Below are 22,847 nucleotides of genomic sequence, written 5' to 3'. Positions count from 1 at the left end.
TGGTATAGTATATCCTTTAACAATTTACAGGGAATATCGTCAAGTTAACGCGCACTTGACCTCGGGAAAATGTTCCGCTGTTATGATCTTGGCATCACGAGTCTTGGGAGGGGTAATGATGCGCCTGGCCTTGTTCACAGACACCTATCTTCCGGAAACCAATGGTGTTGCTGGCACGCTCCACCGCTTGAGTAACCATCTGAACCGCAGAAGAATTGAACATCTGCTGTTTACGCCGAACTCCGTCATTGAAGGAAGCCATGAGACTCAAGTCCGATCGGTTGCTAACATTCCTTTTTTTCTGTATCCCGAATGCCGCATTGCGCTACCCAACAGAGCAAATACTCACAAGCAGCTACAAGTCTTTCAGCCCGATCTGCTGCATATCGCCACGCCTTTTAATATGGGGCTGCTTGGCCTGAGGTATGCGCTCAAACATCATCTTCCGCATGTTGTCTCCTACCATACCCACTTCGATCGTTACCTCGAATACTACCGGTTGAGAAGCATGATTCAGCTCTACTGGAAATATATCCAATGGTTCCACCGTGCCTGTGATGCAACACTCACCCCATCGCAGGAAACGTTAAACACCCTGCAAGCCCAAGGCATTCAGCGTCTGAAGCTGTGGTCCCGCGGGATTGATTGCAACCTGTACTCCCCTGAAAAACGCAGCTCGGATATCCGTGAACGATACCACATCACCGCTCCCCTTATTCTACTCTACGTTGGTCGCATTGCCCCGGAAAAAGACATCGCTACGCTCACAACTACCATGCAGCAATTGCCACAGGAAATGCAGTCCCGTGTTCACTGGATTATCGTTGGTGACGGCCCATCTCTTCCCAAAATGCGTTCGCAAACCCCACCCAATGTCACCTTTACAGGCTATATGCATGGCGAAGAACTTGCTGTTATGTATGCTTCGGCGGATCTGTTTGTGTTTCCTTCTTCTACGGAGACATTTGGCAATGTCGTACTGGAAGCGATGGCTTCAGGACTCCCTGTGGTGGCGGCCAATGCCGGAGGTGTAAAGGATCTGGTATCCCACCACCGCAATGGTGTGTTATTCGAGCCAGGTCAGGCAGATGCATTGATTCGGGAGATATGTCTCTGGGGAAATCACGTGAACCAATTGAGGATGATGGGACTGGAAGGCAGAAAGCTGGCTGAGCAGCGGTCGTGGGAGCATATTTTTGACACACTAATCGGGGATTATGAGGAAGCGATAGAGCATCGTAATCGACGAACGAAAGATCGAATTATTACAGCATAATTTGACGAAATGAGCTTCTTCCAACAACTCATAACAATCGCCTCTGTCTCTGCAAACTTAAACCCGTTCGCCCGTTCAGGCTGCCGCAGCATATACACGCTGCTACGGTCAGCCTGAATAGCGGATACGCTTTGCGTTAAGGTGTGATGCCTGAGATCAGGTTGCCATTCTGATGGAGAGTCACCCTGTTCCACACGTCATAGGTAGTTTGCGTTGGACGGAAGGAATAGTCATTATTTTCGTTGAAATTGCCCCAATTATCCTTGTGGATGCGCAGCTGAATGTCTCCCGTCTGACCTCCCGCTGGCAGAGACCCTGCACCCGAAGTGAAACCAATCTCGACATAGGTATCTGCATTCGTGCCCGTGATACTTCCAACGCTTGTCGTAATGTTGGCTGCTCCGATCTGCGCCCAATCGATGATCGTGTTCAGTCCCTCGGAGCCATCTTTTGTAAAGTAATAACGGATCTTCAGACCACTCAGGTTAACCGCAGATGTACCATTGTTTTTGATATTAAAGTAGGGCTTGATATGATTGTTCGTTGCATCGGTATCTGCCGCACGATATTGCAGAACCAGATTCGACGTTGGCGTGGTCGTACCCGCTTGTGGTGTCGCACTCACCAGTACTGAGCTTGGGCTGGAGCCCGCGCTGTTAACGGCTTTGATTTTGTAATAGTACGTGGTTCCATTCGTCAAAGACGTATTGGTGTAGGTTGTGCCGCTCACATTCGTAGCTACATCCGTATATGTTCCTCCGCTCGTTGTCGCACGCTGTACAATGTAACTCGCTGCTCCGGGTGATGCGCTCCAGTTCAGCGCTACTTGTCCATTACCCGGCGTGGCAGTTACACCTGTCGGCGCAGCCGGGATCGTGACAACTCCCCCACTACCGTTATCTGGAACAGGTTGATATCCAGGGGTTGTATAGATCGTGTTCAGAGCAGAGGTTGCCAGTGTACCGTTCGGTCCATTGACCACCGTCTGTCCCCAATCGGTCAGGGAACCTGCTGGACCGTTGTTCAGATCAAGGTATTCTACACCGCCACCGTTACCGTACCAGGACCAGGCCAACCAGCCAACCCCCTTTTGCTGTGCGTAGCTCAAGATCGTCGCTTCATCCACATCACCACTGGTGTGCTTGAATCCGAATTCGCCTACAATGACAGGTACGCCGATGGCCAGCGCATGATCAATGTTGCTTTTGACCGTTGCTGCATCGCCGCCTGCGTATTCATACATATGAATGGAGAAGATGGTATTTGCCAGTGGGTCCGCATTAAACACATCCAGTCCACGATTGAAAATTGCTGTAGGGTATTGCCCCCAACCTGCGGTATCTACGACAAGCGTATTCTTGATGCCGGCCTGACGGAGTTCAGGAATCACTTGTTGATATCCATCCGCCCATACTGCGGTTTCCCATGAACCGTACCATTCATTCGCAATGTTCACGATCACGCGATCTTCCTTGCCAATCAGGGCATCCTTGATGCTGATAAAATAATCCGAGGCTTTCCGCAGTTCCGCAATACTGTCCGACCCGGTAGCATCATGTACTTCCAGCATAACGGTTAGTTGGTACTGGTCACACAGCGCCAGAATCTGCTCTACATCCGCCAGTGAATCTGCCGTCCAGCGACTGCCGTTGGACAATACGATACGCACGGTATTCGAACCTGTCGCAGCAATAGCCGGAATAGCCGCTTGTAGATCATTCTTAAACCAGGTATGGGCATGATTCACCCCACGCATGACAAAAGGTGTACCTGTAGCATCCAGTAATTTGGTACCGCTTACATGAAATCCTTTGACAGGCCCACTTGCAGCGGAAGCTGGATGAGGTGAGTACGCGATAGACACCAGCATTAATGATAGAGAGAACAGCATTGCTTTACGAAACATGTTTCCAATACGCTTCATAACAAAACCTCCTTCTTGGGATGGGTTAAGCTATTCACACGGTATGTAGACACATAGAAGCCGAACAGATCACCAACATGGATTATCTCATCACTCACCTCCCAGACACTCTTAATATACTATAAAATGTCAGAAAATGTTGGAATTTTTTAGATTATTTTAAAATATTTTATATAAAAAGACATGACCTCATCGAACTGGATCATGTCTTTTATTGCATACGATCTATTGGTTGAATTTACTGTATGGGACTTTGATATCTACAAACCCTTTTGCGTAGGGTGCAACCTCATACGGATGGAATCGGATGACGATCCCTTTGTCATATAAAAAGAATTGAGATGTTTGATCAAGCTGAAAATCATAAATATTTTCTTCAAAAATAGAAACTCCTGCATTATACATGGCTAATAGACTGTTGGAGATTGATTTCTCTACCTTCTCCATCTGAGTATCGTCTTTAACATACTCGCTTAACTTCAGTTCTTTCCCCGTTCTTAAATCATAATTATATGATTTTGTCGCATCCATTCCATGTGCTCCGCCAGTGTACACATGATCTTCATACACCACAGATAACTTTTCTTTGGCATTGTATTTTACACTAGCCATGGTGATGTAGAAATAATTTTTGTTTGATTTCTTTTCTTCTTTGTCCAAGCGAGCTGCTTTCACTGCATGGAGTTTAAATGTCTTGTTCAGCTTATCCGTCACAGATTTCTTTCCACCTGTTAGATGTATGTATGGCTGTCCTTTGTAATATTGGACCTTCGTTTTCACTGTAATCGAGCTGTCTGCCTCTACATGACTAATCGGAAGGATTATAGCAATCAGTACAGTGATCAACAGGTAATTTATCCATCTCAATTTTTTTATTCCAGTTCTATATTTCAACATTATTGATAACCCTCTTTGGCTCAAATGATATCGTTTCGTGCATTTTGTTCCATATTACCTGTGGAGTACCCTTTAGGTCTGTTCCGTTCTGTACGTTGCCAATCCAGATGTCCTCTGCTCCCGGATGTTGTAAATAGTGCCTAAGTGTCGCTTTGATCAGAATAGATGCATGTAAATCCAGCACCTCATCCAGCGGTATCCAGAATAACTCCCCTTCATCCGAGGGCACAAACCGTCGATGCCTCGTCTCTCCGAAATATACAAATTGCTGCCAAATCTCACCACCACTGACCTCTAACAAAATATATCGAAGCCGAAAGTGTTCGACATCCTGTGGCTTGAATCCGGTCTCTTCTTCAATCTCCCGATAGCTGGCGGTCATGGGCGTGTTCAGTTCTCCTTGTTCCAGATGCCCGCCAATGCCGCCCCAAAATTCAAAATCAAACAGTCTGCTGCCTGCCTTCTTCATCATCAGCATGTCCGAGCCATTGCTCAAAAACGCTGTAGCCATCTGTCTAATCTCCATATGTTCCTCGCTTTCCAGAATGTGATTATAGTAGTCTTTATCTACATAAACTGAACTAAAGAATATTTACACTAAGTCACTCCGATGACAGAACAACCTTCCAATCGCTGTTACCCCCAAATTTTTTTGATTCCTTTTTATAAAGGTAAAATCCGGGGATAAAGGCGACCGCTTTCGCTTTTTCAAGTTATTTCTGTCCTCTCCGTTATCGTGTGATGTTTAGTTAAACTTATAACTACCTCAGTACAAAAACAACTTTGATGAAAGAAGCACCAGTTATTTTTTCTTTTTATGATAGTGATAACCCGTACACAGGCCCTTTTGTTTGGATTTGGCTGAACAGTTATGTCCACCGTTCTTATCCAGTCTGCCTGGATGAGCATAAGCAGAAGAGGATACACCAACAAGTACAACAAGAGACAGGATTACGATAACAACCTTTTTCATAAGTCACCCTTCGATCAACACCCTATGCTTTAGGGCTTAATACGTGCTATCTCATTCTACACGAAAATCCACAATTTGGATATAATTCATCTTTTTAGCCGGTCCATTCTCATAAAATCTTAAATTGCTTCAATGCATGGGTAACTCCATCTTCACTTGCCCGCAGGGTGACATAATCGGCGCTTTGTTTAATTCGTTCTCCGCCATTTCCCATCGCAATTCCGATTCCCGCATACTCTAGCAGATCCACGTCATTCTCCCCATCGCCAAAGGCCATTGTATCCTCTCTGGATATCTTCAGGTAGTCGATAACTTTCTCTGCGGCTATAGATTTGCTGACTTCGCTCGCTTCCAGCACATTCACTACATACGGATGGAATCTCACAAATCGTAAGGAAGGAAATCTGGACTGGAATTTCTCCGTCTCCGCTTCATCCACATATAAACAAATGCAATAAACGTCCTGTTCCAACGTACTGATTTTCTGCGGCGAATCCATGAGTCCAAGCGTATCTCTTAAGGCGTCAGTAACACGACCATCTGCTGTACATAACCCGTTCGTCTCAAATGACTCTGTAAAATATGAAATACTGTGCCCGTGCAACTCGGCAAACTCACTAAATGCTCTAACCATCTGTGCTGAAAGTACAGACTTATGTATCACTTCAACACCCGCTTTGATCAATGCTCCATTAGCCGAAATGATCGTATCGATTCCGAGATTTCTGAATTCTTCGCATAAATTATATGGCCTGCCTGTGACGAGTACGACTTGAACGCCTTTACGAATCAACTCCCGGATCGACTCAGCTGTACGCGGTGATAAACTCCGATCTATTTCGCTCAGCAATGTACCGTCCACATCAAAGAACACAGCTTTCACCAAAATGTCCCTCCTCTTCTGTTATAAAAAGTCTTCAAATAAAAAGAGCAAATACAGAATAACCTTGTATGGTCTTCCTGCACTTACTCTTGTAATTAACGGGTCTGAACATCTTGGGTACGTCCCATGTACCATGATTGAAATGATTCCGCCATATCCAGGGGAATGTCATGTGCCCGATGATGCAGAACAGGTTTGGCACGGTTTACCGTATAAATGGAAGCAACACCCAACCAACGCTGTAACACATTACGGGTGATCTGCACTTCGATGACTTTCTCACGTTTGGAGATGAAGAGTGTTGAAGTGAGCGCACCGGTTCGAAGTTGAATGAAATTCTGATTCAAGATGTATCGGGTATGGAAAAATTCCACGACTCTGCATGTTACAATCCATACTAACAGAATCGCCGAAATCATCCACCAGGCATGCTTCTGCCCTAACACGAATGGTTTGAAATACCACAATAAACCCGTGATCACGATCCATCCCCAGCTTGGTTTGAGCATGCGCAGCCATAGTGATATTTGTGGCAGTTTTTCCATCTCCTGCGTAACCCGATAGGATGGTAGAATCTCCTCAATCATGCTATAGGCTTGCTTCACAGGCAGGAAGGGATAGAGCGAGTTCACCTCATGTTCGGATTCCCCCAGACTCCCCGCAGTGGTCAGTTCTACTTCAGCTAGTCCAAGTAGCCTTTTCATCGGAGACTGTGTAATTTTCACGGCCTGGACTCGTTCTTTCAGGATTGAAAATGACGTTTGCTCCATCATGCCCTTCGAGATATAGATCCGCTTGGCATCCGAGGTGATCTGGAAATTGCCATACTTTACGAAGGTTCTGACTATGCCCAGAGCAATAGATATGATCAATAAAACTAAAATCATCAAACTGGCAATCCACCAGGAATCAAGCCAGGTTAATAACAAACTTTCCGTTACTTCTTCATCAGGGAAGAAGTCCTTCACCCAGGAATAGAGCGTAGCCAGGACCGGAATCAGTACGAGAAAACTAAGTGACGTAAAGGATGCTTTGAATATGTCTTTGCGGGTGGAATGATAATGAACAACCCGTTCCTGTTTTTCTTTTGCAGGCAGAGACATGGCTTTATCCGGTATAACAGGTTCAAATTGTGACTCTCCCTCTTCTATGGGATCAGCTACATGCAACGTATCATGTTCCTCTGTGGCGGCTTCTACCGTTTCTGCTTCTTCTGCTATATACCCCGCTACAATCTTCTCCAGCAGTTCCGCTTCGGAAATTGAAACAACGTGTAACTGAAAAGTAGCATCTTCTCCCTTGATTCCGGTCTCGAAACGCATCGACGTCACGCGGAACAACCGATGAAACACTGTAGTATGACGATTCACATTCTGGACCTTGGCATACGGTATCGTTCTACGAGTACGGTTGAACACACCACTATAGATATGAAAAGCCGTATCATCTGCTGTATAACGAGAAGTAAACCACTTCCAGATGATCGAAATCAAACCTATTGAAATACCTACATAAAAGGCAATTCTTCCATAGAAGAGCCATTGGGACTCTGAGTCCTGACGGAAGACAAACAAAAACAGGATGATCGCGAACGAATTTTTCACCAGTTTCCACAAGCTCCACAGCATGGTTAATGGGTGATGTCGTTTTATATCAATCATTCGTCCACCTCATTAATCCGTGCATAGGACGCAATCTGATGACGGAGCGCAAGCGCAACTTCCTCTGGCAATGCCGGGATTTCATGTGATGAACCCATCGTGCCAACCGATACGGAATAGAGTCCATATTTTCGCATCAATGGTCCCTGATTCGTTGTAACCGATTGCACTTTTGCCATGGGAATGATCTGATGTACCTTGGTTAGCGCCCCATGCTTCAGTTGCAGGAACTCCTCATTCACATCATAATACCAGTGCTTGTATAACCATGAAGGCTGGATGAAAATATCCCACACCGCATAGAGCACAGATATGGCCGTAACGCCCCACAATATCCAACCGATCCACGTCTTCCACCCATAGATGGAGTCGAGTAATAAAAGTCCGGCAAGTATCAGAAGGCCTATGACATTCCATATGATGGCGCTAATTCTCCACAGGTTTACTGCATAAGGAGATAACCGTTGCTCGGGTGGCTTCCACTGTATTGACATATGTTCACTCCTTTTTCCTCGGGTACATCAAAACACACATGATACACTGTACGAACAATCGCCCATGATCGATGCAGAAAGATTTCGTTAGTTAGTAAAAGAGATGACCCCTGTATAGCACAGGTCGTCATCTCTATTGTTCATTTTACTTTTACTATAAAATCCTGTACTTTGCATAACCATACCATATGATCTGTTCCTTCGCCCCAATAGTTCTTCGCCACCACATAGGGTTCACCGAATTTGCGTTGCCACTTCTGCTGTGCGATTCGATAGCCGCTATCTAAGCAGAATTGCTGAATACCCAGCCGCTGAAGTTCAGTACCCAGTGCTAGAATGAGCGCTGAACCAATCCCTTGACCTTGAACCTCGGGCAAAACGTACAGGCTACCCAGTTCTCCGATATCATTCAGCCGTTGATCTGTACATTCTCGAATCTCCTCACCACAAGGTCCATACGAAATTGTGCCTACAATGGACTTACCCATTTTGGCCACGAGGAAAAATACATTTGCTTCCTTGTTATGATCTGGCTGCAATGCAGTGTGAATTAATGCTCTCTTATGTGCTATTTCATGCTGGATATCATCCAGTAGCGAGCCTATGCCCTCCTGTTCGAATGCTGCGGGGATCGTTGTTTCAAACACCTGACACGCTGCATCCGCATCCGTTTGCGTCAAAGGTTCAATAGTAATTTTGTCATCCACAGGTTCTTCTCCATTCCTTATACCTTCTTAATCTGTACGTCGCTGGATCAGTCTTCTTAATTGGTTAGCATCCTCAAGGGATATACTATACCCGGTAGACGTGTCTTCCTGGTTTACTAAGAGGCCCTGCATCTTGGGATCCATTCCTAGTGAAAAATCATACCGTGTTACCGAGCCATCCCCATTCGTTATGCTCATGTTGTACTGTGTGCCATAATTGAGATTACCCGGCAAACGCTCTGCCTTATGTATGGCCTCCATCATGATCCGAATCTCGTCAGCTCGATCAAACTCAACATCTTGGCATGGTTCCAAAGTGAGGTTTGGATTACAGGTTAAAGTGATCAGCACAGGAAGCCCTTCTTCCGAGTCCGCTTCATTCGGTTGACTGCATCCTGTCATGAATGTAGCAATGACGAGCACCATCAAGCATCCTACATAATTCACCATACCACCTGCCTCCCTGACTTCGTAATGAATAGAGAAGTAACGATTACAGCATCTAGTGATTCAACTGAACTATCTAAATATCCGTAGTCATATCCAGTTACGTAACTCCGGGTCCCATGAAGACAACATAGCCATCAGTCGCTCTACGGTCTCTTCCACAAATACCTGAACCCTCTCACCCGTAATGAACTCAGGAGTAATTCCCGGTTCTTCCCCATTTAGAAATGAAAACGTGTGATCCCGCCAGCGAATAATCTCATCCGCAGTTAAACGATCCATCATGTCATAGCCTGGTGAACTGTTGAGCACCTGCCACACTTCTTCACTCCAACTTGAACCTTGATAGATATTGAAATCGATCTGGTCCGTCTCCTGGTAATATAAACGCGCCAGTTCATCCTTCGATCTGCTACTTCCTGTGTGTTGGTCTGCCTTATTGACCCGTTCGACGAATTCAGGATGCACACTTCGGAACCAGTAATAGTCTGTCAACACATGCATAAAGTACCCGCGCACAAACCACTTCCATCCTTCATCGGTAAGTTGTTGCATATAGAATGAGTATAGTTCCTTCAGTCCACCAAGGTAATCTCCATTATCTTTCGGGTTAAAATGGGTGTATTTCTTGTCCTCTCTGGTTGTGCCTTCACGCATATGTATGGAATCCGGGGCGATGTTCCCCAGATAGAATGAATCTCGACCAAACTGCATTTGCAGAGATTCTGCAATTCGATTAGCAATATTGAGATGAACCATAGGTAGCGGCATAGAAATAATCTCCTTTTATCGGGTAGTATTCTACTGACTTAGGATAAAACGATATAACCTACGGGTGCAACGTACAGATCACCGGAATAGATAAACTTCGCTATGTTCCACCTTTTTTCACCGTAAGTTCGTGATTAACCCTCTATTCTCTCCACTTGCATCCGGTCAAACAACTGCTCCAGATCCATATGGTACTCCGGCTGTTCCTTCACGAGCAGGCTAATATATTCCGATCCACACTCATAGAATACCAGACGATTGAACGGAGCTGTATCTCCAAAATGATTACTTTCCTGTCCAAATTTTGCCCGAATCAGATTCTCAACATACCTTGCGTAACCTTCGTTCCACTCCAGCCAACTCCAGTACTCCGCTTGTTCTTCATTTAATGAAGTGAACAACGCCTTTCTAGCTGTGTGTACTTGTGTCAGGTCTTTACTCTTCAAAGCAGACAACAATGAGTTAATCCGTTCCACAACGACTTCATCTTCATACGGAAACTCATAATCCAGTTCCCATGTTACACGCTTCAGTTGGTCCATTTTATGCTTAATCTTGAGACGGTTGACGATCCGTTCATCATATTTCTCATAAACATAACAATGAACATATTCGTGGAACAGATAGACTTTCTGCTTCAGATCTTTGAACGCTGCATCCGTTACAATCGCACACATTCGTCCGTCCATATGGTGCACCGGCATCGCAGCAAGGCATTCATCTGGAATATATAAATCGTCCGGTACCGTCTTCACCCACTCATATTGTTGCGTTTTGGACGAATAATCATAGATATATAATAAAGCTTCATAGGCTACAACCACTGGATAATGTTCTGCAAACAAAGGATGTAGGCTAACCAAGTCTTTCTGAAGCTCGTTTAACTCGTTAATTTGCTCTAAAAAAGCATCCATGTCATTAACCCTCTCTTTACTGGATTGATGCGTTAATCATACTAGAATAGGAAAGATAAAACACTGAGAGAAAAATGATAATTCTGTTCGAGTATGAGATGGTGAACGTTAGAAGCGCTCTCCGCGTTTCTCATACAGGTAGATATCCAGTGCCTGAATCCCGCGTCGGGCAAGCTTAATAAACAGGATCAGCGCATACACACCCAGTCCATATAACAACACATTAATCAACATTAGAAATATCGTAATCATCATTGTTATTCCTCCTATTTCACATTTTAAATCACAACTCCCTATTCTAGCATATTTTTCTTTAGTTCATTTTTTGGGTAGATGTAAGAGTCGCTTAGCGTGCTTATTGGTTCAAAACAAAAAACTTCCACATCCGTATGTGAACGGTGGAAGTTTGTTAATCCGATATACAGTTTCCTAAGTTCGTTCACCACTGACTATATGCCAATGCAGATGCTTCGAGTCTTGATAACTGCCCAAGTTAGTTACAATCTTCGATGAGCCTGTCTGAGCTAACATGTCAGCAGCAATCTTTTTAATGACACGCATCATTTCCAATAAAAGTTCATCATTATTCTCTTCTTCTTGGGAAATGAATGACTGGATATGAATCTTGGGAATCACCACGATATGGTGTTCGTATTGACTTGCGTTTTACCACTCAGCACCTCATCACAATAGAAGTCCTGCGTCATCTTGCTCTCCCCTCTCTACTCATTTCTAATATATATCCTGCCTTAATGCGTATTGAAGTTATGAAAAATCATACCTGTTTTCCCTGACGCAACTGCTTCGTTTATACTATCAAATCTTATATTCATAAATTCTCGTCTCTTCATCATCCAGCAGATATCCTTTACCGATATAGGCCCAGTTATTTTTCTCATAATAATCGGTCAGATCAGTACACAAATAGAGCTTGTCATACCCTTTTGCTTTCACCTCATTTAATGCATGGGTCTGAAGTTGTCCACCCAGGTTTCGGCCCCGATATTCTGGATCAACATGAAGACATGCAAACCAGGGAAAGAGATCCTGTCTGCTATTCAGATCACTTCGTAATAAGGCGTACCCACCAATAATTCGGTCTCCATCCAACATCACATAAAATCTTGGCACATCACTCTCTGTATCCACAGAACGCTCTATACAATCTTGATAGAAATGGAAGCTCGATTCCGAGCCCCATTGTTTCCAAAAATACTGTACTGCTTCTTGCAGCACGTCCGGCTTCTGCCGAATATCAATAATTTGCAAAATGTTAATCTCCCTTCATACTTTTGTATGTTCAACGTTCAGTTCACGCACAAAAACAGCCGTCCCCTTCATTCTGACATCCATATCCTTACCATCCCGAATCACACTCACTTGAACCTTTCCATCTCTACCAATCTCATGCCCTTGTTCTACCACAAACTGTACCTCATCGATCTCCGGTTTCACATACGTTAAATAATAGGCATCCATGACCCCGGAGGCTGTTCCAGTCACTGGATCTTCCGTCGTACCTGAGTAAGGTGAGGAAAAATGTCTGGCATGCATCATCGCATCGGAATCACGGGTTTCGAAACAAAAGGGATGCAGCGAAGCTTTGGGGTTTTCAAGTAAAATTCCTGGGAATAGGGAAGAATCCGGTTTCATTTTCGTAAAAGAGCTTAGTTCACGAATTGGGATTAATAACGTCCAGGTTCCTGTACTTCCATAAACGATTGGCGTAGAATGGTCGACATCATCCAGAGTGAGGTTTATGGCGCTCACCAGCTTCTCGATATCACCCTGGAACGGTATAAACTGCGGCTGATCCTGTTTCATTTCCATGTAAATGGTGTCGGCATTGTGCTCAAATCGTATGGGTAATAGACCTACATTGGTTTCAATCGTGATTAACTCTTTGTCACCCAACATACCTCGTGTCCTCATACCATACAGTGATGCCATTGTGGCATGACCACACAGATTAATCTCATGACCCGGCGTAAAATAACGTAATCTGACGTCAGCTACTTCCGAGTTCAACACAAATACCGTCTCATTAAAACCAACCTTATAAGCGATCTGCTGCATCTCCGTCTCACTTAAATGATCCGCATCAAAAACCACTCCTGCCGGGTTACCTTGACCGGGAACTGTAGAGAAAGCATCATAATGATAGACCGTAACCTCACTCATGATCAGACCTACTCTCTCTGTAATCTACGAGACGTACATTTCCATATAACTCTACACTTTCACCATCTATTACAACCCCGCCACCATCTTGGCACGCATAGACCGTTGTACGGTTAATACGCGTGTATTCTCTTAATGAATTCAGGGTATCTTCAGAACCGTCCCAGTGCAGTGCAAACTCAAATTTAACGAGCCCCAGTGCTTTCATATCAACTAATCCCACATCGTTTTCATCTGCATCTTCACCATACCCAGCTATCTCGATCGTAGGTGTCATCAGAATACTGCCTGCACTGACCCCGATCAAAATGCCGCCACTATTCACATAGGAACGCAGCAAACCAAGCACATTTCTCTTCTGTAATAAACTTAGAAAATAATACGTATTTCCGCCGGATAGATGAATCGCATCACATTCGAAAATAGCGCCAAATGTGCTCTCCTCATACTCCAGATCAAGATCATAATATTGAATGTTATCTGTTCCTATTTGATTATAGTAACGTCTAGTGTGTTCAAAATATATTCGTTCCGGGTCGGAACTTGAAGGGATATATCCAATGGAAGGTTGTTCACTGTCGAACAAGCTTCGTATTCTCTGATCCAATTTATCGTTAGATTCGAATACCAGATCACTTAGGAGAACCAACGTAGTCATTTTATTTCCTCCCTTACCTATTAGACTGGCTTAAACTCTCTATCCAAAATCGAGAAGAAATACTGGTCTGTCCACTGATTGTCCCACCACAGTTCTTCCTGGAATACGGCCTCCCGAGTCATACCCACATGCTTCATCAGTGCAGCTGAGCGAACGTTTTGTGAATTACACATGCCGACGACCTTATGAGCTTGTAACTCTTGAAATGCAAATTGTAACAAAAGACGGGTAGCCTCGCTCCCATATCCGTTGCCTGCGTACCCTGAAAGTACTGCGAATCCAAGTTCCCAGCTTTTTCGGTAATCCACATAACTCCACATCTGAACAATACCAATGGGTGTATCTTCCGGATCATTCAAGCGGCGTATAACGAAATCATAGGCATACGGTTTCTCATCTGCGACAGCAAAATGGCTGCGATATTTCTCACGGACCTTTTCCTCATGAGTTTCAACGTTCTCTTCAAAACTCCATATGGTTGTGTCACATTCAAGTTGACCAATGAAGTTGAGGTCCTGCTCTTTCACTGTTGTTATTTTTACCTTCTCTCCCACGAACTCCATGTGGCTTCATCTCCTTTCTTTGGATTATGATCATTGCTTTGGAATCTCCCACTCTGTATTAAGCATCCCTCTACCAATATTCCATTTGGCGAGTAAAGCTCTTTGTCTATTTTCCAAATCAAGATAGGGAGCCGCAACACAGGATAACGTGTCAAACATATGGATAAAATGAGGCCCTTCCTTGAAACGTCGAAGCCCGCCATATTCTTCATCATCTGCTGCCCATACAATCTTTTTAATGCCCGACATTAATATGGTACAAGAGCACATGGGACAAGGCTCACAGGTAGTGTAAAGCGTCAAGTCTTTCTTCTTCGAGAATCTCTTCTTCTCTACATCCAGCAAATGTTTTCCTGCCCGACGAATGGCATCCACCTCAGCATGTGCGGTGGGATCGCAATCCGAGAAAACTCGGTTTCTGCCTTTACTCACGACAATCCCATCCACATCCACGATTATCGCACCAATCGGATACGTTCCTTCAGTAAATGATTGTTCTGCTTCTTCCAGAGCCAAAGTTAAATATTCATAATCCGATAACTTCATTGAAAGTCCCCCTAAGTACAGTTATAGATCACCTACAAAACATATCCCTCTATTTCTGAACGAAGTGTTTGATGCTTTTTGCATCAGGGAGATTAGTCAGTTCCTTTCTCAAAAACACAGGATATACTTCCATCTGCTCTAGTTCGTCCAAGGAGAACCATCGGAAGATTAGCTTACCGTTATCTTCTAGGCCATTGAACTCAACTTGGCTGTATAGCTTATGGGCTTCCGGCAATGTGATGACATAATAAAAACCAACTTCATGATACTTCAGGCCATCATATTCAAAGAAATCTTCACTAACATATGCGAGTCTTTGCGCTTCTACATGAACACCCAGTTCCTCCATCATCTCTCGAACAATAGCCGCTTCTGTTGTCTCGTTCAATTCTACCCGCCCTCCGGGCAGATTCCAGAAATCATCCTTTTCAGTCGTATGCAAAAGAACTCTCCCCTTATCTATCACAATACCTGCCACACGAAAGTTGAATTTGTTATTATGCTGCTCATACGATATATTTTTGTTTTCTGAATTACTCATCTCGCTGACCATCCATCAGACAATCCATCCATGAATCCCATGATGAATGACGGGATGATAAGTACGAGCAATAAAATCAAACTCGCTATACCCCATCTAAGAATTACTTTCCGTTTGCTTCGAACACCTATAATAATTAAGATTGCGGTTGTTGCAATTAGGGCTACTTCATAAAATGTCATAGAACTGTCCTCCGGTATGTATTCGTATTTTATTATGGTTACTTCAGAATCTTTTCTAGTTTACGCCTTGAAACCTCGCGGTCATAATCCGAATTATCCAGCCATACCTTATTCATCTGAAGTAAGCCATAGATTTCGGACTCCAACATTTTTCTTTCCTGCAGAACCTGCACCGTACCCGGAACACCCTGATAACCCTGCGCTTGCCCGAATCCCTGATTCGTATAATAATTAATGAAGCCCTCTGACCATTCCTTTGGTCTTTCACTGACCGCCTTATCAAATGTATATGATATATCCTGCTGGTCGATATAGATGAGAAGCGGATTCAGAGCATGAATGATACGCCATAGTTCCAATACATACTGCACGTTCTGCTCTTTGGATTGATTACATTTCACAAGACCCATGGTCAGTGGATTCTGGATAAAACAGCATTCAAATATCGTGATGAAGTCATCATCCGTTCTTAACAGGTTTTCAGTGAAATTCTGCCACTTCTCGGTGATCAATTTAACATTTTGTTCAAAAGGAATTTCGTAAATATCTCGGCTGAAAATATCCTGTAAGACTTGGTCGGGCAGATCTATTCCCCGTTGTTCTTTCATCTTACGGTATGGAATCAGGAAATTTTGATCATAGGCAATCGCATTGCTTTCCAGAACCTCTCTGTAATCTTCATGCGTGCTCAATAAAGCCTTGAAGTCTTCAGCATGATAAAAAGCAACGCCTTCATAATCAGCAGGGTGATCCAGGTTTCCTTCCTGAAATAGTTGTACCTGCTTGCCTTGACCTATCAGGATTTCGGATGCCATCTTGGCAATCGTTGACTTGCCTGAACCCGGTAATCCTTCAATGAGTATTAATCTCCTAGCCATCAGTACATCATCCTTCATTTTGTGTGATTATATGGATCTTCCATCTATCAGCCACTATGTTATCAATCAATATCTGCAATAACCCATTGCGCAGAATCGCCATCTTCTTTCTTTTTCCAAAACACCATCGTATTGCTATACTCTTCGTCGTTCTCATTTAACTCGTTAATCATCACCACTGCCTGATAGAGCTTCTTTTGCTCCTGTATCGTTATGTCGCTCATGGAAGTAACCTTGAGAACTGTGTATCTTCCCATACCTAATATAGGAGATTCAGGATCAACCAGACTCATATATGCTACTTCATCCTTTTCGTATAAATAACGCATACGTGCATTCATCAGTTTGACAATTTCCAATTGGTCCCCGTTATAACTTGTTTCATCGAGGTACTCTGGTGGGATTTCTTCCTTCTCTTGGGATGTCGATATTTCTTCATTCTGTTGTGCCTCTTTATCTGTGACATTTAAGGTTGAGGAATCTATTGTTTGCTGTGCATCTTCAGTGTTTGTCTGGTTCTGACAAGCAACCAGAAGTAGAAACAATAATGAAACTAGGATTAACTTTTTCATATTCCGTCCTCCAATCAGCAATCGTCTACATAAGAAGACTTCCTATCTATGTAAAATTTTCTCTCAAGGTACATCATAACCCATAATGTGGGATTTGCGAACGAACGAAATTAGCCATTTCTGCATATAAGGCATCTCACGCCAAAATCACGCTTCTCTGCACAAGTTATATCATGCATAGAGCGTGGATATCAGCAGAACTTTTTCCTAACTTCTAACTGTCCATAGTCAATCTAACTATGTATTAAATAGCATTTTCATTATGCCAACCGCTCCAATCACGATCTCTTTTTCTTCATTATCCGAGAAAAGATAACTATATGTTGAAAATATCCCCATATGGCGTATGTGTCTACCTTTGTAGTGAAGCCTCTTTTCGTCACCGTCGATTGTCTGCGTAAACGTCCTGCCATCAGCCACATCATATGAAGAATGGATGGCATGTTCACTTGAGAGCCAGGCAACAAAATCCTCTTCGTTTGGATTGGTCATGACGAGAATAACGAACAGAATAAAAAGCATAACCATGGCCGTTCTTAGTCCTTTCCTCATCTTGTTACCCTGTTGCGCGTATTCAGTCTTCATCGAATTCACCCCGTTTCTTGCAACTTACCCACAAGTTTTTCATTTGGTAAAATTATGCTTCCAATACGTGATGAGCACTTCAGTATGATCTCGGTATATCCTAAAACAAATGGATAAATCAACGAAAAATGAACAGTCTATAAAACTACAGACTACTTCATTGACTCTTCAACTAACGTTTCCCGTTAGCTTAATATATCAGGTGCAAAGTTTCATTTATTATTGAACAGTTTCATTTGCTAATTCATCATTCCAATGGGTATCAGTATATCCTCGGCTGTTGTTCCATTCTGCTAACATTTTTCTTTGTCTCAATTCTAAATCTCTGTAAGGAGCTGCAACAAACTCGATGTCTTTGAACAGATCATTATAAATAGGTAATTCGCTATTTAATTCCTTGAATTTTTTAAATGCACCTATATCCTTATCATTAGCAGCCCAAACCACTTTTTTAATCAAAGACAATACGATTGTACTTGTGCACATGGGACAAGGCTCACAGGTAGTATATAAGGTAAGTTCGTTCTTAGGAATAAATTTCTTACTCTCAAGATGCAGTATCATATTTCCGGCTTTTCTTATAGCATCCACTTCGGCGTGAGCTGTAGAATCACAGCTTGAAAAAACTCTGTTCCTTCCTCGGCTGACAACTGAACCATCCGCATCAACAATAATTGCACCGATAGGAAAGGTCCCTTCATCTCTAGCCTTTTCTGCTTCTTCAAAAGCTAACAAAAGGTTTTCGTAATGCTTGTCCATCTTATACACATCCCATCTTAATAATTCCCAATAATAATATATTCCAGAAATATACTTCTACTCCTTTTCCATATAGTGATTTTTTTCTTGCTCGGTTACACTAACATGCCAGTTAGTTTAATAAAAAAGACAGCCGATTACTTGTAGGCTGTCTAAATTTAATTATCATAAGTCGTCCTGACGAGGACTCACGGGCAACTTATGTTTCCAAATACATCGAAAACACCAAAATTCTAAGCATTTTCTGACATACATATTGGAAATATCTGATTCCTTAGTGGATTAAGTCTCAATCCCACTGAATCTCTACGTTCTTCGCCAAAACCCACCCACTCAATCCATACGAGGAAGAGATCACCATGTACTTGTATTTCTCCTCGATCAGCCGGATTTGCAATTCCTCATAGGAAACATAACTGACAGGCCAACCGTAGCCCTTCCCCGACTCTAACAACTCTCGATTATGAGGGATAAAATGCTCTATGTCCCACTCATCTAGATCCAAAATAATGCTGCCATGCAGCGGTGTATCAAACGCATGGGCCATTACTCCAGAGAATAAAACATCCATATTTTTTGGCACCTCATGGCTCGAACAAGTATGCATCCTGATCCTTTCGTTCTCTAAATCGACTTCGTAACTTAGTATGATGTTGTCATGCAAACTTGGCATAGTACCTCTCCTTCCAGTGTTCTCATATATTAAACACCATAATATTGTTTATAGTCTGAGACCCATTCCGCTTTGGAAAAATCAACAAAGTCATACGGCTCGCACTGTCTAAGGTAAAGCAACTCCTCATGCGCCTGTTCCCGGTCCATATTTTCCAGATAAAATAAAGTCTGCTCATATCCCGCTCCACATAATAACTGCACATCAATATAACTACCTGTGTCCTGATTCTTCCGTTTGGCTTGCCAGATCAGCGTGGTGTCCTCCACATTTCCGATGCAGAACAACATAATGCACAATAGTCTCAGAACCTCGTTATCCTCTGACTTTCGGTTCTCAATCTCTTGCTGAAGCAGCTGTCGGATCGGCTCTCGATGGATGTCATCAGGCTCCAATCCGTATAACTCCAACATTTCTTCCTCGTTCATATTTGTTCCCCTTACCTACTTGAGAATGTTGTTTAACTCTTCCGCTTTTTTCCTGCTATCCATTCTAGCATAAAAATAAAAAGCGATGACGTGCAGCACGATAGATAGCAACCACATGCCGGGGAACCAGGGAGCGATGAATTGGAACATGTCTACCGAGAACAACCATACCATTGCCATACCTCCTGCAATATTGAATGTGGAAGAAATGACGATATTCCATATCGGTTTTAACGTAAAATAGTTCCACAGTATGTTATACATCATTCCAAACACCACAGCTGCAATGAAAGAAATACCCGCTATATTCCATAAATAGGACATCTGAATGGGCAGATCATCAAAGAATATTGTAGCCAAGAGTGTGATCCATAGCGTCATTATAGTGAATACTTGAAAAAAAGAATGTCTAAGTTGAGTAATCATGATAATTTCCCCCTAAAGTTTTTGATATAAAATCGGCTGACAAAGTAACTGGAGCTATCGCTCAGATCCACCTTAATCCGAGCTTGGTCTGTTGCAGAGAATGCGGTGATGTACCGCGTATTGATGATCGTTTGATTATTGATTTTTACAAAATGAACGTCATTCAGGTCCTCTTCTACAAATTTCAACCGTTTGTTAAGCAAGTATCTCTCGCCTGTAATCACACGTATACAACACATCCGATCCTCCGACTCAATGGCGACCACCGAGCTTAATTGTATCTGTACGTTGCGATTGTTCTTGGCATGGATGACCGTTAGTTGGATTTCGGACTGGCCAATCGCTTTCTGAATACGATCCCACTTCGACTTCTCCGAAGGATGAGTTATGACCTTGGCCACTTTTTTACCAATTGCTATGTCCTCTTCAAAAATGACTTTCACGTGTTGCCCCTCCTCTCACAACTCATATTACTAGCATAGTTACGGCAGTCCCACTGTATTGCGTTTTGTTGCATGATTTTGCAAGTTTGTTGCATTGGCATTGCTTAGATACTAAAAAGAACCACTCCATAAGAGCAGTTCTTCCATGTAATCTTCCAGAGCATTCAAGGCATGAGCTATTCTTTTTTATCAAGTTGCTGCCTTAACCTACTCAACCTCCAGATACATCTCCTGATTTTGAAGAATCATCTCATTCATGTGTGTAATAGCTGCTTGTGCCACAGTCCGATAGGTAGCATATAATGCCTCTGTTCTCTGAAGTAATATCGGGTCCTTCTCCAGATCTGTTGGCAGCACCTCACGCCATGCTTCATCCACTCTGTTTTTGTCCGTGATCAGACTTTCTATCTGGTCCAGTACAGTTACCATTTCATCTAAATGAAAAAAGTGCATCCCATTTTTAATTCCATTCCAGCTCTTGATCTCGATGATGTTATATGCCGAAAACCAATAAAACTCTGCCAGACTCTTCGTGTGATTGTGATAGGAATAGAACAGAAATAAGGCTTGTTGCCCTTCATGTAACTGTCGGTATATCTCTGTTTTGGCGGTCATATCTCTGCCCCGTACAGAAATAAGCATCGGTTCAATACATAACCAGCTAAGTTGCTTTGAATGTATATCTTCTACTCGCACTCTAGCCTTCAATAACATTCCCCTCTCTGTTCACCACTTTAAGGATTCTCTGGTGCTTTCACTGCCGGGTCATTCTCTCCGCCCATTCTGCGTCTGGATGTCTCCATCTTCCCTGTCGAAGGCACATGTTCAGACGCTTTAGCTAATCCGAATTTGGGCATGTTGGCGTATATGGTCTCAAAGGAACCCAACTGAGCCTTGTATGTTTCATGATAGATCCCTACGGTTCCATCGGAACCAATGGAGCGGTTGAATCTTTTCCAAGCTTCCAAGTGCAGTCCACCCCGTGCGTATTTCTCCAACTCATCGTAAGAGCGCCAGTATTGTAACAGGGTCACCCCACGCCAGCTTATAAAATACTCTGTACTGAGAAATCCGGTCTCCGGATTCATATACAGCTCTTTAATCATCGGGCCCATGGACTTAAAAACAGGCAGCCATTTATGTATAGCCCATAGACGATTAATCCTCATCCCGATAATAAAAACAACAAATTCTCCCTCAATCTGAGCTGAATATCTTCCCTTATGTATGTACGCCACGTTATCCCTCCTTCTCTTCAAAAACATTCGATTTCATCGGATCTGGACGACCCTTCCTATCCGCTCATAGGCATTCAGGGGAAACTCAAAACTCCACCGTTTTTGATATTCCTCGGGTCCCATTTCCTTTAATTTGCTTAATTCTCTATAGAACAGCTTGGTCAACTTGACCAGGGTTAGCTCCTCGGACATAAGTAATCGCCCCTCTGTGACGGCTTCCGTGCTAAAGTTATCACTCATCTCATACACCATAAATTGAACGATTACCTGCGAACGTTTCTTGATCCAGAATCGATATTCTCCAGGTTCGGTCTGCATGGTCATGGTTACCTCCGTGGCTCCTTTGTGCAATGCAACGATTTGACGTGCTATCTCCTCAACCGCATCCGACAAAAAAGAAACCGGAATCTCAATCGGTTCTCCCTGATCAGGTTGAACCAGGATATCCAGCCATCCGTGCGGTTCAAGCGTCATAACGATGTCCATAGAAATCCTCCTTTATGTGATTCTATGATGCAGAATTAATTGGAGACCATGCCTTTCATTACAAATATTCTAATGAGTCAGGTGGTAAAGCCACGCCCCGATATCTTTACCAAAGGCATAAACCAAATTTAACACAATGATAGATAATAAAAATGCCGCACTCTTAGGATACTTCTTCATCAGATCAGATAGTTCAATTATTGTTTTTTGCATGATAGGGTCTCCTTTTTAAATTAAAATTAAAGCCTTATTCTTCTACCTCAATCGAATTATAGAAGTTAATGATATTAGGTGAAGTAGTGAGTATATTGTTGTCGTTAGGTATATCGCTTACATGTACATACAATCCAAATTCCTTCATATATTGTGCAGAATCCGGCTCTTCTTCATCGGAAATAGTTATCGTATATTCCTGCTCATCCAATGTAGGGAAACTCCATTTCGCCCACGCGAGTTCGCTTAGTCTCACGTCAGCTGAAAGCTTAGCTACTGCGTATTGTCCTTCGACTTCGAGTAATTCACCGATAGAATACGTTCTCTTACTGGACTCCGTGAAAACCAACTGACGATCCTCATTTCCTGTACTAATCTGTGCTACTGGACCAGTCATATGATATGACTTAACATATTGCAGAATGGCTTCTTGAGCGGTATCGTACTTTTTCAAACGTTGGATCGGATCGATCTCTTTACTGGGTGAACTACATCCAGCGACTATAATCAACAGCAACATACATATGT

The 22,847-nt window shown here is 43.1% G+C and carries 34 protein-coding genes; 1 reads left to right on the top strand and 33 read right to left on the bottom strand.

Annotated features, from left to right (window positions below; all coding sequences use genetic code 11):
• The first annotated feature begins 88 nt into the window (after nt 1-88).
• The gene (locus tag PAHA3_RS02610) at nt 89-1,276 is read left to right on the top strand and encodes a glycosyltransferase family 4 protein (protein WP_235599359.1); all 1,188 of its coding nucleotides are present in this window, start codon (nt 89-91) and stop codon (nt 1,274-1,276) included.
• A 136-nt stretch (nt 1,277-1,412) separates the two neighbouring features.
• On the opposite strand, the gene PAHA3_RS02605 is transcribed toward PAHA3_RS02610, so the two are convergent.
• From PAHA3_RS02605 to PAHA3_RS02460, 33 genes are all read right to left on the bottom strand, one after another.
• On the bottom strand, nt 1,413-3,200 hold the full coding sequence (locus PAHA3_RS02605) for a cellulase family glycosylhydrolase (RefSeq protein WP_062833345.1): 1,788 nt from the start codon (nt 3,198-3,200) through the stop codon (nt 1,413-1,415).
• A 225-nt stretch (nt 3,201-3,425) separates the two neighbouring features.
• A complete protein-coding gene (locus PAHA3_RS02600; protein WP_167350841.1) occupies nt 3,426-3,914 on the bottom strand; it encodes a DUF3298 and DUF4163 domain-containing protein in 489 nt (162 codons plus the stop codon).
• 169 nt (nt 3,915-4,083) lie between these two features.
• On the bottom strand, nt 4,084-4,608 hold the full coding sequence (locus PAHA3_RS02595; protein WP_062833343.1) for an NUDIX domain-containing protein: 525 nt from the start codon (nt 4,606-4,608) through the stop codon (nt 4,084-4,086).
• Nucleotides 4,609-4,899: 291 nt separating this feature from the next.
• Complete coding sequence (locus PAHA3_RS30100; RefSeq protein WP_094030640.1) at nt 4,900-5,070, bottom strand: YHYH domain-containing protein; 171 nt, start codon at nt 5,068-5,070, stop codon at nt 4,900-4,902.
• A gap of 109 nt (nt 5,071-5,179) precedes the next feature.
• Nucleotides 5,180-5,956, bottom strand: a complete 777-nt coding sequence (locus PAHA3_RS02590) for a Cof-type HAD-IIB family hydrolase (protein WP_062833342.1) — start codon at nt 5,954-5,956, stop codon at nt 5,180-5,182.
• A gap of 92 nt (nt 5,957-6,048) precedes the next feature.
• Nucleotides 6,049-7,614 carry a PH domain-containing protein gene (locus PAHA3_RS02585; protein WP_062833341.1) on the bottom strand — a complete coding sequence of 522 codons (1,566 nt, stop codon included), beginning with the start codon at nt 7,612-7,614 and terminating at the stop codon, nt 6,049-6,051.
• Nucleotides 7,611-8,108 (bottom strand): PH domain-containing protein, encoded by a 498-nt coding sequence (locus PAHA3_RS02580; protein ID WP_062833340.1) that lies wholly within the window; start codon nt 8,106-8,108, stop codon nt 7,611-7,613. The genes PAHA3_RS02585 and PAHA3_RS02580 overlap by 4 nt, the downstream gene beginning before the upstream one ends.
• 140 nt (nt 8,109-8,248) lie before the next feature.
• A complete protein-coding gene (locus PAHA3_RS02575; protein WP_062833339.1) occupies nt 8,249-8,815 on the bottom strand; it encodes a GNAT family N-acetyltransferase in 567 nt (188 codons plus the stop codon).
• A 27-nt stretch (nt 8,816-8,842) separates the two neighbouring features.
• Nucleotides 8,843-9,265, bottom strand: a complete 423-nt coding sequence (locus tag PAHA3_RS02570) for a hypothetical protein (RefSeq protein WP_062833338.1) — start codon at nt 9,263-9,265, stop codon at nt 8,843-8,845.
• 87 nt (nt 9,266-9,352) lie between these two features.
• The gene (locus tag PAHA3_RS02565; protein WP_062833337.1) at nt 9,353-10,033 is read right to left on the bottom strand and encodes a zinc dependent phospholipase C family protein; all 681 of its coding nucleotides are present in this window, start codon (nt 10,031-10,033) and stop codon (nt 9,353-9,355) included.
• Nucleotides 10,034-10,167: 134 nt separating this feature from the next.
• The gene (locus PAHA3_RS02560) at nt 10,168-10,947 is read right to left on the bottom strand and encodes a hypothetical protein (RefSeq protein ID WP_062833336.1); all 780 of its coding nucleotides are present in this window, start codon (nt 10,945-10,947) and stop codon (nt 10,168-10,170) included.
• A 108-nt stretch (nt 10,948-11,055) separates the two neighbouring features.
• On the bottom strand, nt 11,056-11,202 hold the full coding sequence (locus tag PAHA3_RS30330) for a hypothetical protein (protein WP_167350840.1): 147 nt from the start codon (nt 11,200-11,202) through the stop codon (nt 11,056-11,058).
• Between the two features lie 174 nt (nt 11,203-11,376).
• Nucleotides 11,377-11,586, bottom strand: a complete 210-nt coding sequence (locus PAHA3_RS02555; RefSeq protein ID WP_371327894.1) for an HIT family protein — start codon at nt 11,584-11,586, stop codon at nt 11,377-11,379.
• Between the two features lie 177 nt (nt 11,587-11,763).
• The gene (locus PAHA3_RS02550; RefSeq protein ID WP_235599358.1) at nt 11,764-12,216 is read right to left on the bottom strand and encodes a GNAT family N-acetyltransferase; all 453 of its coding nucleotides are present in this window, start codon (nt 12,214-12,216) and stop codon (nt 11,764-11,766) included.
• 15 nt (nt 12,217-12,231) lie between these two features.
• Nucleotides 12,232-13,128 carry a PhzF family phenazine biosynthesis isomerase gene (locus PAHA3_RS02545; protein WP_062833334.1) on the bottom strand — a complete coding sequence of 299 codons (897 nt, stop codon included), beginning with the start codon at nt 13,126-13,128 and terminating at the stop codon, nt 12,232-12,234.
• Entirely contained in the window at nt 13,121-13,786 is a 666-nt protein-coding gene (locus PAHA3_RS02540) for a Type 1 glutamine amidotransferase-like domain-containing protein (RefSeq protein WP_062833333.1), read from the bottom strand. The genes PAHA3_RS02545 and PAHA3_RS02540 overlap by 8 nt, the downstream gene beginning before the upstream one ends.
• A gap of 20 nt (nt 13,787-13,806) precedes the next feature.
• Complete coding sequence (locus PAHA3_RS02535; RefSeq protein WP_062833332.1) at nt 13,807-14,349, bottom strand: GNAT family N-acetyltransferase; 543 nt, start codon at nt 14,347-14,349, stop codon at nt 13,807-13,809.
• Between the two features lie 30 nt (nt 14,350-14,379).
• Nucleotides 14,380-14,895 (bottom strand): nucleoside deaminase, encoded by a 516-nt coding sequence (locus PAHA3_RS02530; RefSeq protein ID WP_062833331.1) that lies wholly within the window; start codon nt 14,893-14,895, stop codon nt 14,380-14,382.
• Between the two features lie 49 nt (nt 14,896-14,944).
• On the bottom strand, nt 14,945-15,448 hold the full coding sequence (locus PAHA3_RS02525; protein ID WP_235599357.1) for an NUDIX hydrolase: 504 nt from the start codon (nt 15,446-15,448) through the stop codon (nt 14,945-14,947).
• On the bottom strand, nt 15,433-15,618 hold the full coding sequence (locus PAHA3_RS02520) for a hypothetical protein (RefSeq protein ID WP_062833329.1): 186 nt from the start codon (nt 15,616-15,618) through the stop codon (nt 15,433-15,435). Before PAHA3_RS02520 ends, PAHA3_RS02525 begins: the two co-directional genes overlap by 16 nt.
• A 38-nt stretch (nt 15,619-15,656) precedes the next feature.
• A complete protein-coding gene (locus PAHA3_RS02515) occupies nt 15,657-16,496 on the bottom strand; it encodes a hypothetical protein (protein WP_062833328.1) in 840 nt (279 codons plus the stop codon).
• Between the two features lie 62 nt (nt 16,497-16,558).
• Nucleotides 16,559-17,068 (bottom strand): hypothetical protein, encoded by a 510-nt coding sequence (locus PAHA3_RS02510; RefSeq protein ID WP_062833327.1) that lies wholly within the window; start codon nt 17,066-17,068, stop codon nt 16,559-16,561.
• Nucleotides 17,069-17,305: 237 nt separating this feature from the next.
• The gene (locus PAHA3_RS02505) at nt 17,306-17,653 is read right to left on the bottom strand and encodes a hypothetical protein (RefSeq protein ID WP_062833326.1); all 348 of its coding nucleotides are present in this window, start codon (nt 17,651-17,653) and stop codon (nt 17,306-17,308) included.
• A 219-nt stretch (nt 17,654-17,872) separates the two neighbouring features.
• Nucleotides 17,873-18,412: a nucleoside deaminase gene (locus PAHA3_RS02500; protein WP_062833325.1), complete on the bottom strand. Its 540-nt coding sequence runs from the start codon at nt 18,410-18,412 to the stop codon at nt 17,873-17,875.
• 289 nt (nt 18,413-18,701) lie between these two features.
• Entirely contained in the window at nt 18,702-18,983 is a 282-nt protein-coding gene (locus PAHA3_RS02495; protein WP_235599356.1) for a hypothetical protein, read from the bottom strand.
• A gap of 131 nt (nt 18,984-19,114) precedes the next feature.
• Nucleotides 19,115-19,513 carry a hypothetical protein gene (locus PAHA3_RS02490; protein WP_062833323.1) on the bottom strand — a complete coding sequence of 133 codons (399 nt, stop codon included), beginning with the start codon at nt 19,511-19,513 and terminating at the stop codon, nt 19,115-19,117.
• A gap of 15 nt (nt 19,514-19,528) precedes the next feature.
• Nucleotides 19,529-19,939, bottom strand: coding sequence for a hypothetical protein (locus tag PAHA3_RS02485; RefSeq protein WP_062833322.1), 411 nt, complete (start codon nt 19,937-19,939; stop codon nt 19,529-19,531).
• Nucleotides 19,936-20,382 (bottom strand): LytTR family DNA-binding domain-containing protein, encoded by a 447-nt coding sequence (locus tag PAHA3_RS02480; protein WP_062833321.1) that lies wholly within the window; start codon nt 20,380-20,382, stop codon nt 19,936-19,938. Before PAHA3_RS02480 ends, PAHA3_RS02485 begins: the two co-directional genes overlap by 4 nt.
• 207 nt (nt 20,383-20,589) lie before the next feature.
• Nucleotides 20,590-20,997 carry a hypothetical protein gene (locus tag PAHA3_RS02475; protein ID WP_062833320.1) on the bottom strand — a complete coding sequence of 136 codons (408 nt, stop codon included), beginning with the start codon at nt 20,995-20,997 and terminating at the stop codon, nt 20,590-20,592.
• A 119-nt stretch (nt 20,998-21,116) separates the two neighbouring features.
• A complete protein-coding gene (locus tag PAHA3_RS02470; protein WP_062833319.1) occupies nt 21,117-21,620 on the bottom strand; it encodes a DUF4188 domain-containing protein in 504 nt (167 codons plus the stop codon).
• Between the two features lie 33 nt (nt 21,621-21,653).
• Nucleotides 21,654-22,106, bottom strand: coding sequence for a hypothetical protein (locus tag PAHA3_RS02465; RefSeq protein ID WP_062833318.1), 453 nt, complete (start codon nt 22,104-22,106; stop codon nt 21,654-21,656).
• Nucleotides 22,107-22,175: 69 nt separating this feature from the next.
• Nucleotides 22,176-22,319, bottom strand: a complete 144-nt coding sequence (locus tag PAHA3_RS30325) for a hypothetical protein (RefSeq protein WP_167350839.1) — start codon at nt 22,317-22,319, stop codon at nt 22,176-22,178.
• Nucleotides 22,320-22,353: 34 nt separating this feature from the next.
• Nucleotides 22,354-22,839: a hypothetical protein gene (locus PAHA3_RS02460; protein ID WP_062833317.1), complete on the bottom strand. Its 486-nt coding sequence runs from the start codon at nt 22,837-22,839 to the stop codon at nt 22,354-22,356.
• Nucleotides 22,840-22,847: the final 8 nt, after the last annotated feature.

This window comes from Paenibacillus amylolyticus, from assembly GCF_001570725.1.
GTDB lineage: Bacteria > Bacillota > Bacilli > Paenibacillales > Paenibacillaceae > Paenibacillus > Paenibacillus amylolyticus_A.
Note: the sequence above shows the minus strand (reverse complement) of the source record. Positions and strands in the feature narration are given on the sequence as shown.

What these genes read in the sequence shown, in the direction of transcription:
- PAHA3_RS02585 (WP_062833341.1), bottom strand. Translation starts at nt 7,614, where the DNA reads ATGATTGATATAAAACGACATCACCCATTAACCATGCTGTGGAGCTTG.
- PAHA3_RS02505 (WP_062833326.1), bottom strand. Translation starts at nt 17,653, where the DNA reads ATGAAGACTGAATACGCGCAACAGGGTAACAAGATGAGGAAAGGACTA.
- PAHA3_RS30100 (WP_094030640.1), bottom strand. Translation starts at nt 5,070, where the DNA reads ATGAAAAAGGTTGTTATCGTAATCCTGTCTCTTGTTGTACTTGTTGGT.
- PAHA3_RS02595 (WP_062833343.1), bottom strand. Translation starts at nt 4,608, where the DNA reads ATGGCTACAGCGTTTTTGAGCAATGGCTCGGACATGCTGATGATGAAG.
- PAHA3_RS02485 (WP_062833322.1), bottom strand. Translation starts at nt 19,939, where the DNA reads ATGATTACTCAACTTAGACATTCTTTTTTTCAAGTATTCACTATAATG.
- PAHA3_RS02565 (WP_062833337.1), bottom strand. Translation starts at nt 10,033, where the DNA reads ATGCCGCTACCTATGGTTCATCTCAATATTGCTAATCGAATTGCAGAA.
- PAHA3_RS02605 (WP_062833345.1), bottom strand. Translation starts at nt 3,200, where the DNA reads ATGAAGCGTATTGGAAACATGTTTCGTAAAGCAATGCTGTTCTCTCTA.
- PAHA3_RS30330 (WP_167350840.1), bottom strand. Translation starts at nt 11,202, where the DNA reads ATGATGATTACGATATTTCTAATGTTGATTAATGTGTTGTTATATGGA.
- PAHA3_RS02515 (WP_062833328.1), bottom strand. Translation starts at nt 16,496, where the DNA reads ATGGCTAGGAGATTAATACTCATTGAAGGATTACCGGGTTCAGGCAAG.
- PAHA3_RS02475 (WP_062833320.1), bottom strand. Translation starts at nt 20,997, where the DNA reads ATGACCGCCAAAACAGAGATATACCGACAGTTACATGAAGGGCAACAA.
- PAHA3_RS02570 (WP_062833338.1), bottom strand. Translation starts at nt 9,265, where the DNA reads ATGGTGAATTATGTAGGATGCTTGATGGTGCTCGTCATTGCTACATTC.
- PAHA3_RS02465 (WP_062833318.1), bottom strand. Translation starts at nt 22,106, where the DNA reads ATGGACATCGTTATGACGCTTGAACCGCACGGATGGCTGGATATCCTG.
- PAHA3_RS02530 (WP_062833331.1), bottom strand. Translation starts at nt 14,895, where the DNA reads ATGAAGTTATCGGATTATGAATATTTAACTTTGGCTCTGGAAGAAGCA.
- PAHA3_RS02520 (WP_062833329.1), bottom strand. Translation starts at nt 15,618, where the DNA reads ATGACATTTTATGAAGTAGCCCTAATTGCAACAACCGCAATCTTAATT.
- PAHA3_RS02500 (WP_062833325.1), bottom strand. Translation starts at nt 18,412, where the DNA reads ATGGACAAGCATTACGAAAACCTTTTGTTAGCTTTTGAAGAAGCAGAA.
- PAHA3_RS02580 (WP_062833340.1), bottom strand. Translation starts at nt 8,108, where the DNA reads ATGTCAATACAGTGGAAGCCACCCGAGCAACGGTTATCTCCTTATGCA.
- PAHA3_RS02490 (WP_062833323.1), bottom strand. Translation starts at nt 19,513, where the DNA reads ATGAACGAGGAAGAAATGTTGGAGTTATACGGATTGGAGCCTGATGAC.
- PAHA3_RS02560 (WP_062833336.1), bottom strand. Translation starts at nt 10,947, where the DNA reads ATGGATGCTTTTTTAGAGCAAATTAACGAGTTAAACGAGCTTCAGAAA.
- PAHA3_RS02460 (WP_062833317.1), bottom strand. Translation starts at nt 22,839, where the DNA reads ATGTTGCTGTTGATTATAGTCGCTGGATGTAGTTCACCCAGTAAAGAG.
- PAHA3_RS02535 (WP_062833332.1), bottom strand. Translation starts at nt 14,349, where the DNA reads ATGGAGTTCGTGGGAGAGAAGGTAAAAATAACAACAGTGAAAGAGCAG.
- PAHA3_RS02525 (WP_235599357.1), bottom strand. Translation starts at nt 15,448, where the DNA reads ATGGTCAGCGAGATGAGTAATTCAGAAAACAAAAATATATCGTATGAG.
- PAHA3_RS02540 (WP_062833333.1), bottom strand. Translation starts at nt 13,786, where the DNA reads ATGACTACGTTGGTTCTCCTAAGTGATCTGGTATTCGAATCTAACGAT.
- PAHA3_RS02545 (WP_062833334.1), bottom strand. Translation starts at nt 13,128, where the DNA reads ATGAGTGAGGTTACGGTCTATCATTATGATGCTTTCTCTACAGTTCCC.
- PAHA3_RS30325 (WP_167350839.1), bottom strand. Translation starts at nt 22,319, where the DNA reads ATGCAAAAAACAATAATTGAACTATCTGATCTGATGAAGAAGTATCCT.
- PAHA3_RS02495 (WP_235599356.1), bottom strand. Translation starts at nt 18,983, where the DNA reads ATGGATGTTTTATTCTCTGGAGTAATGGCCCATGCGTTTGATACACCG.
- PAHA3_RS02510 (WP_062833327.1), bottom strand. Translation starts at nt 17,068, where the DNA reads ATGAAAAAGTTAATCCTAGTTTCATTATTGTTTCTACTTCTGGTTGCT.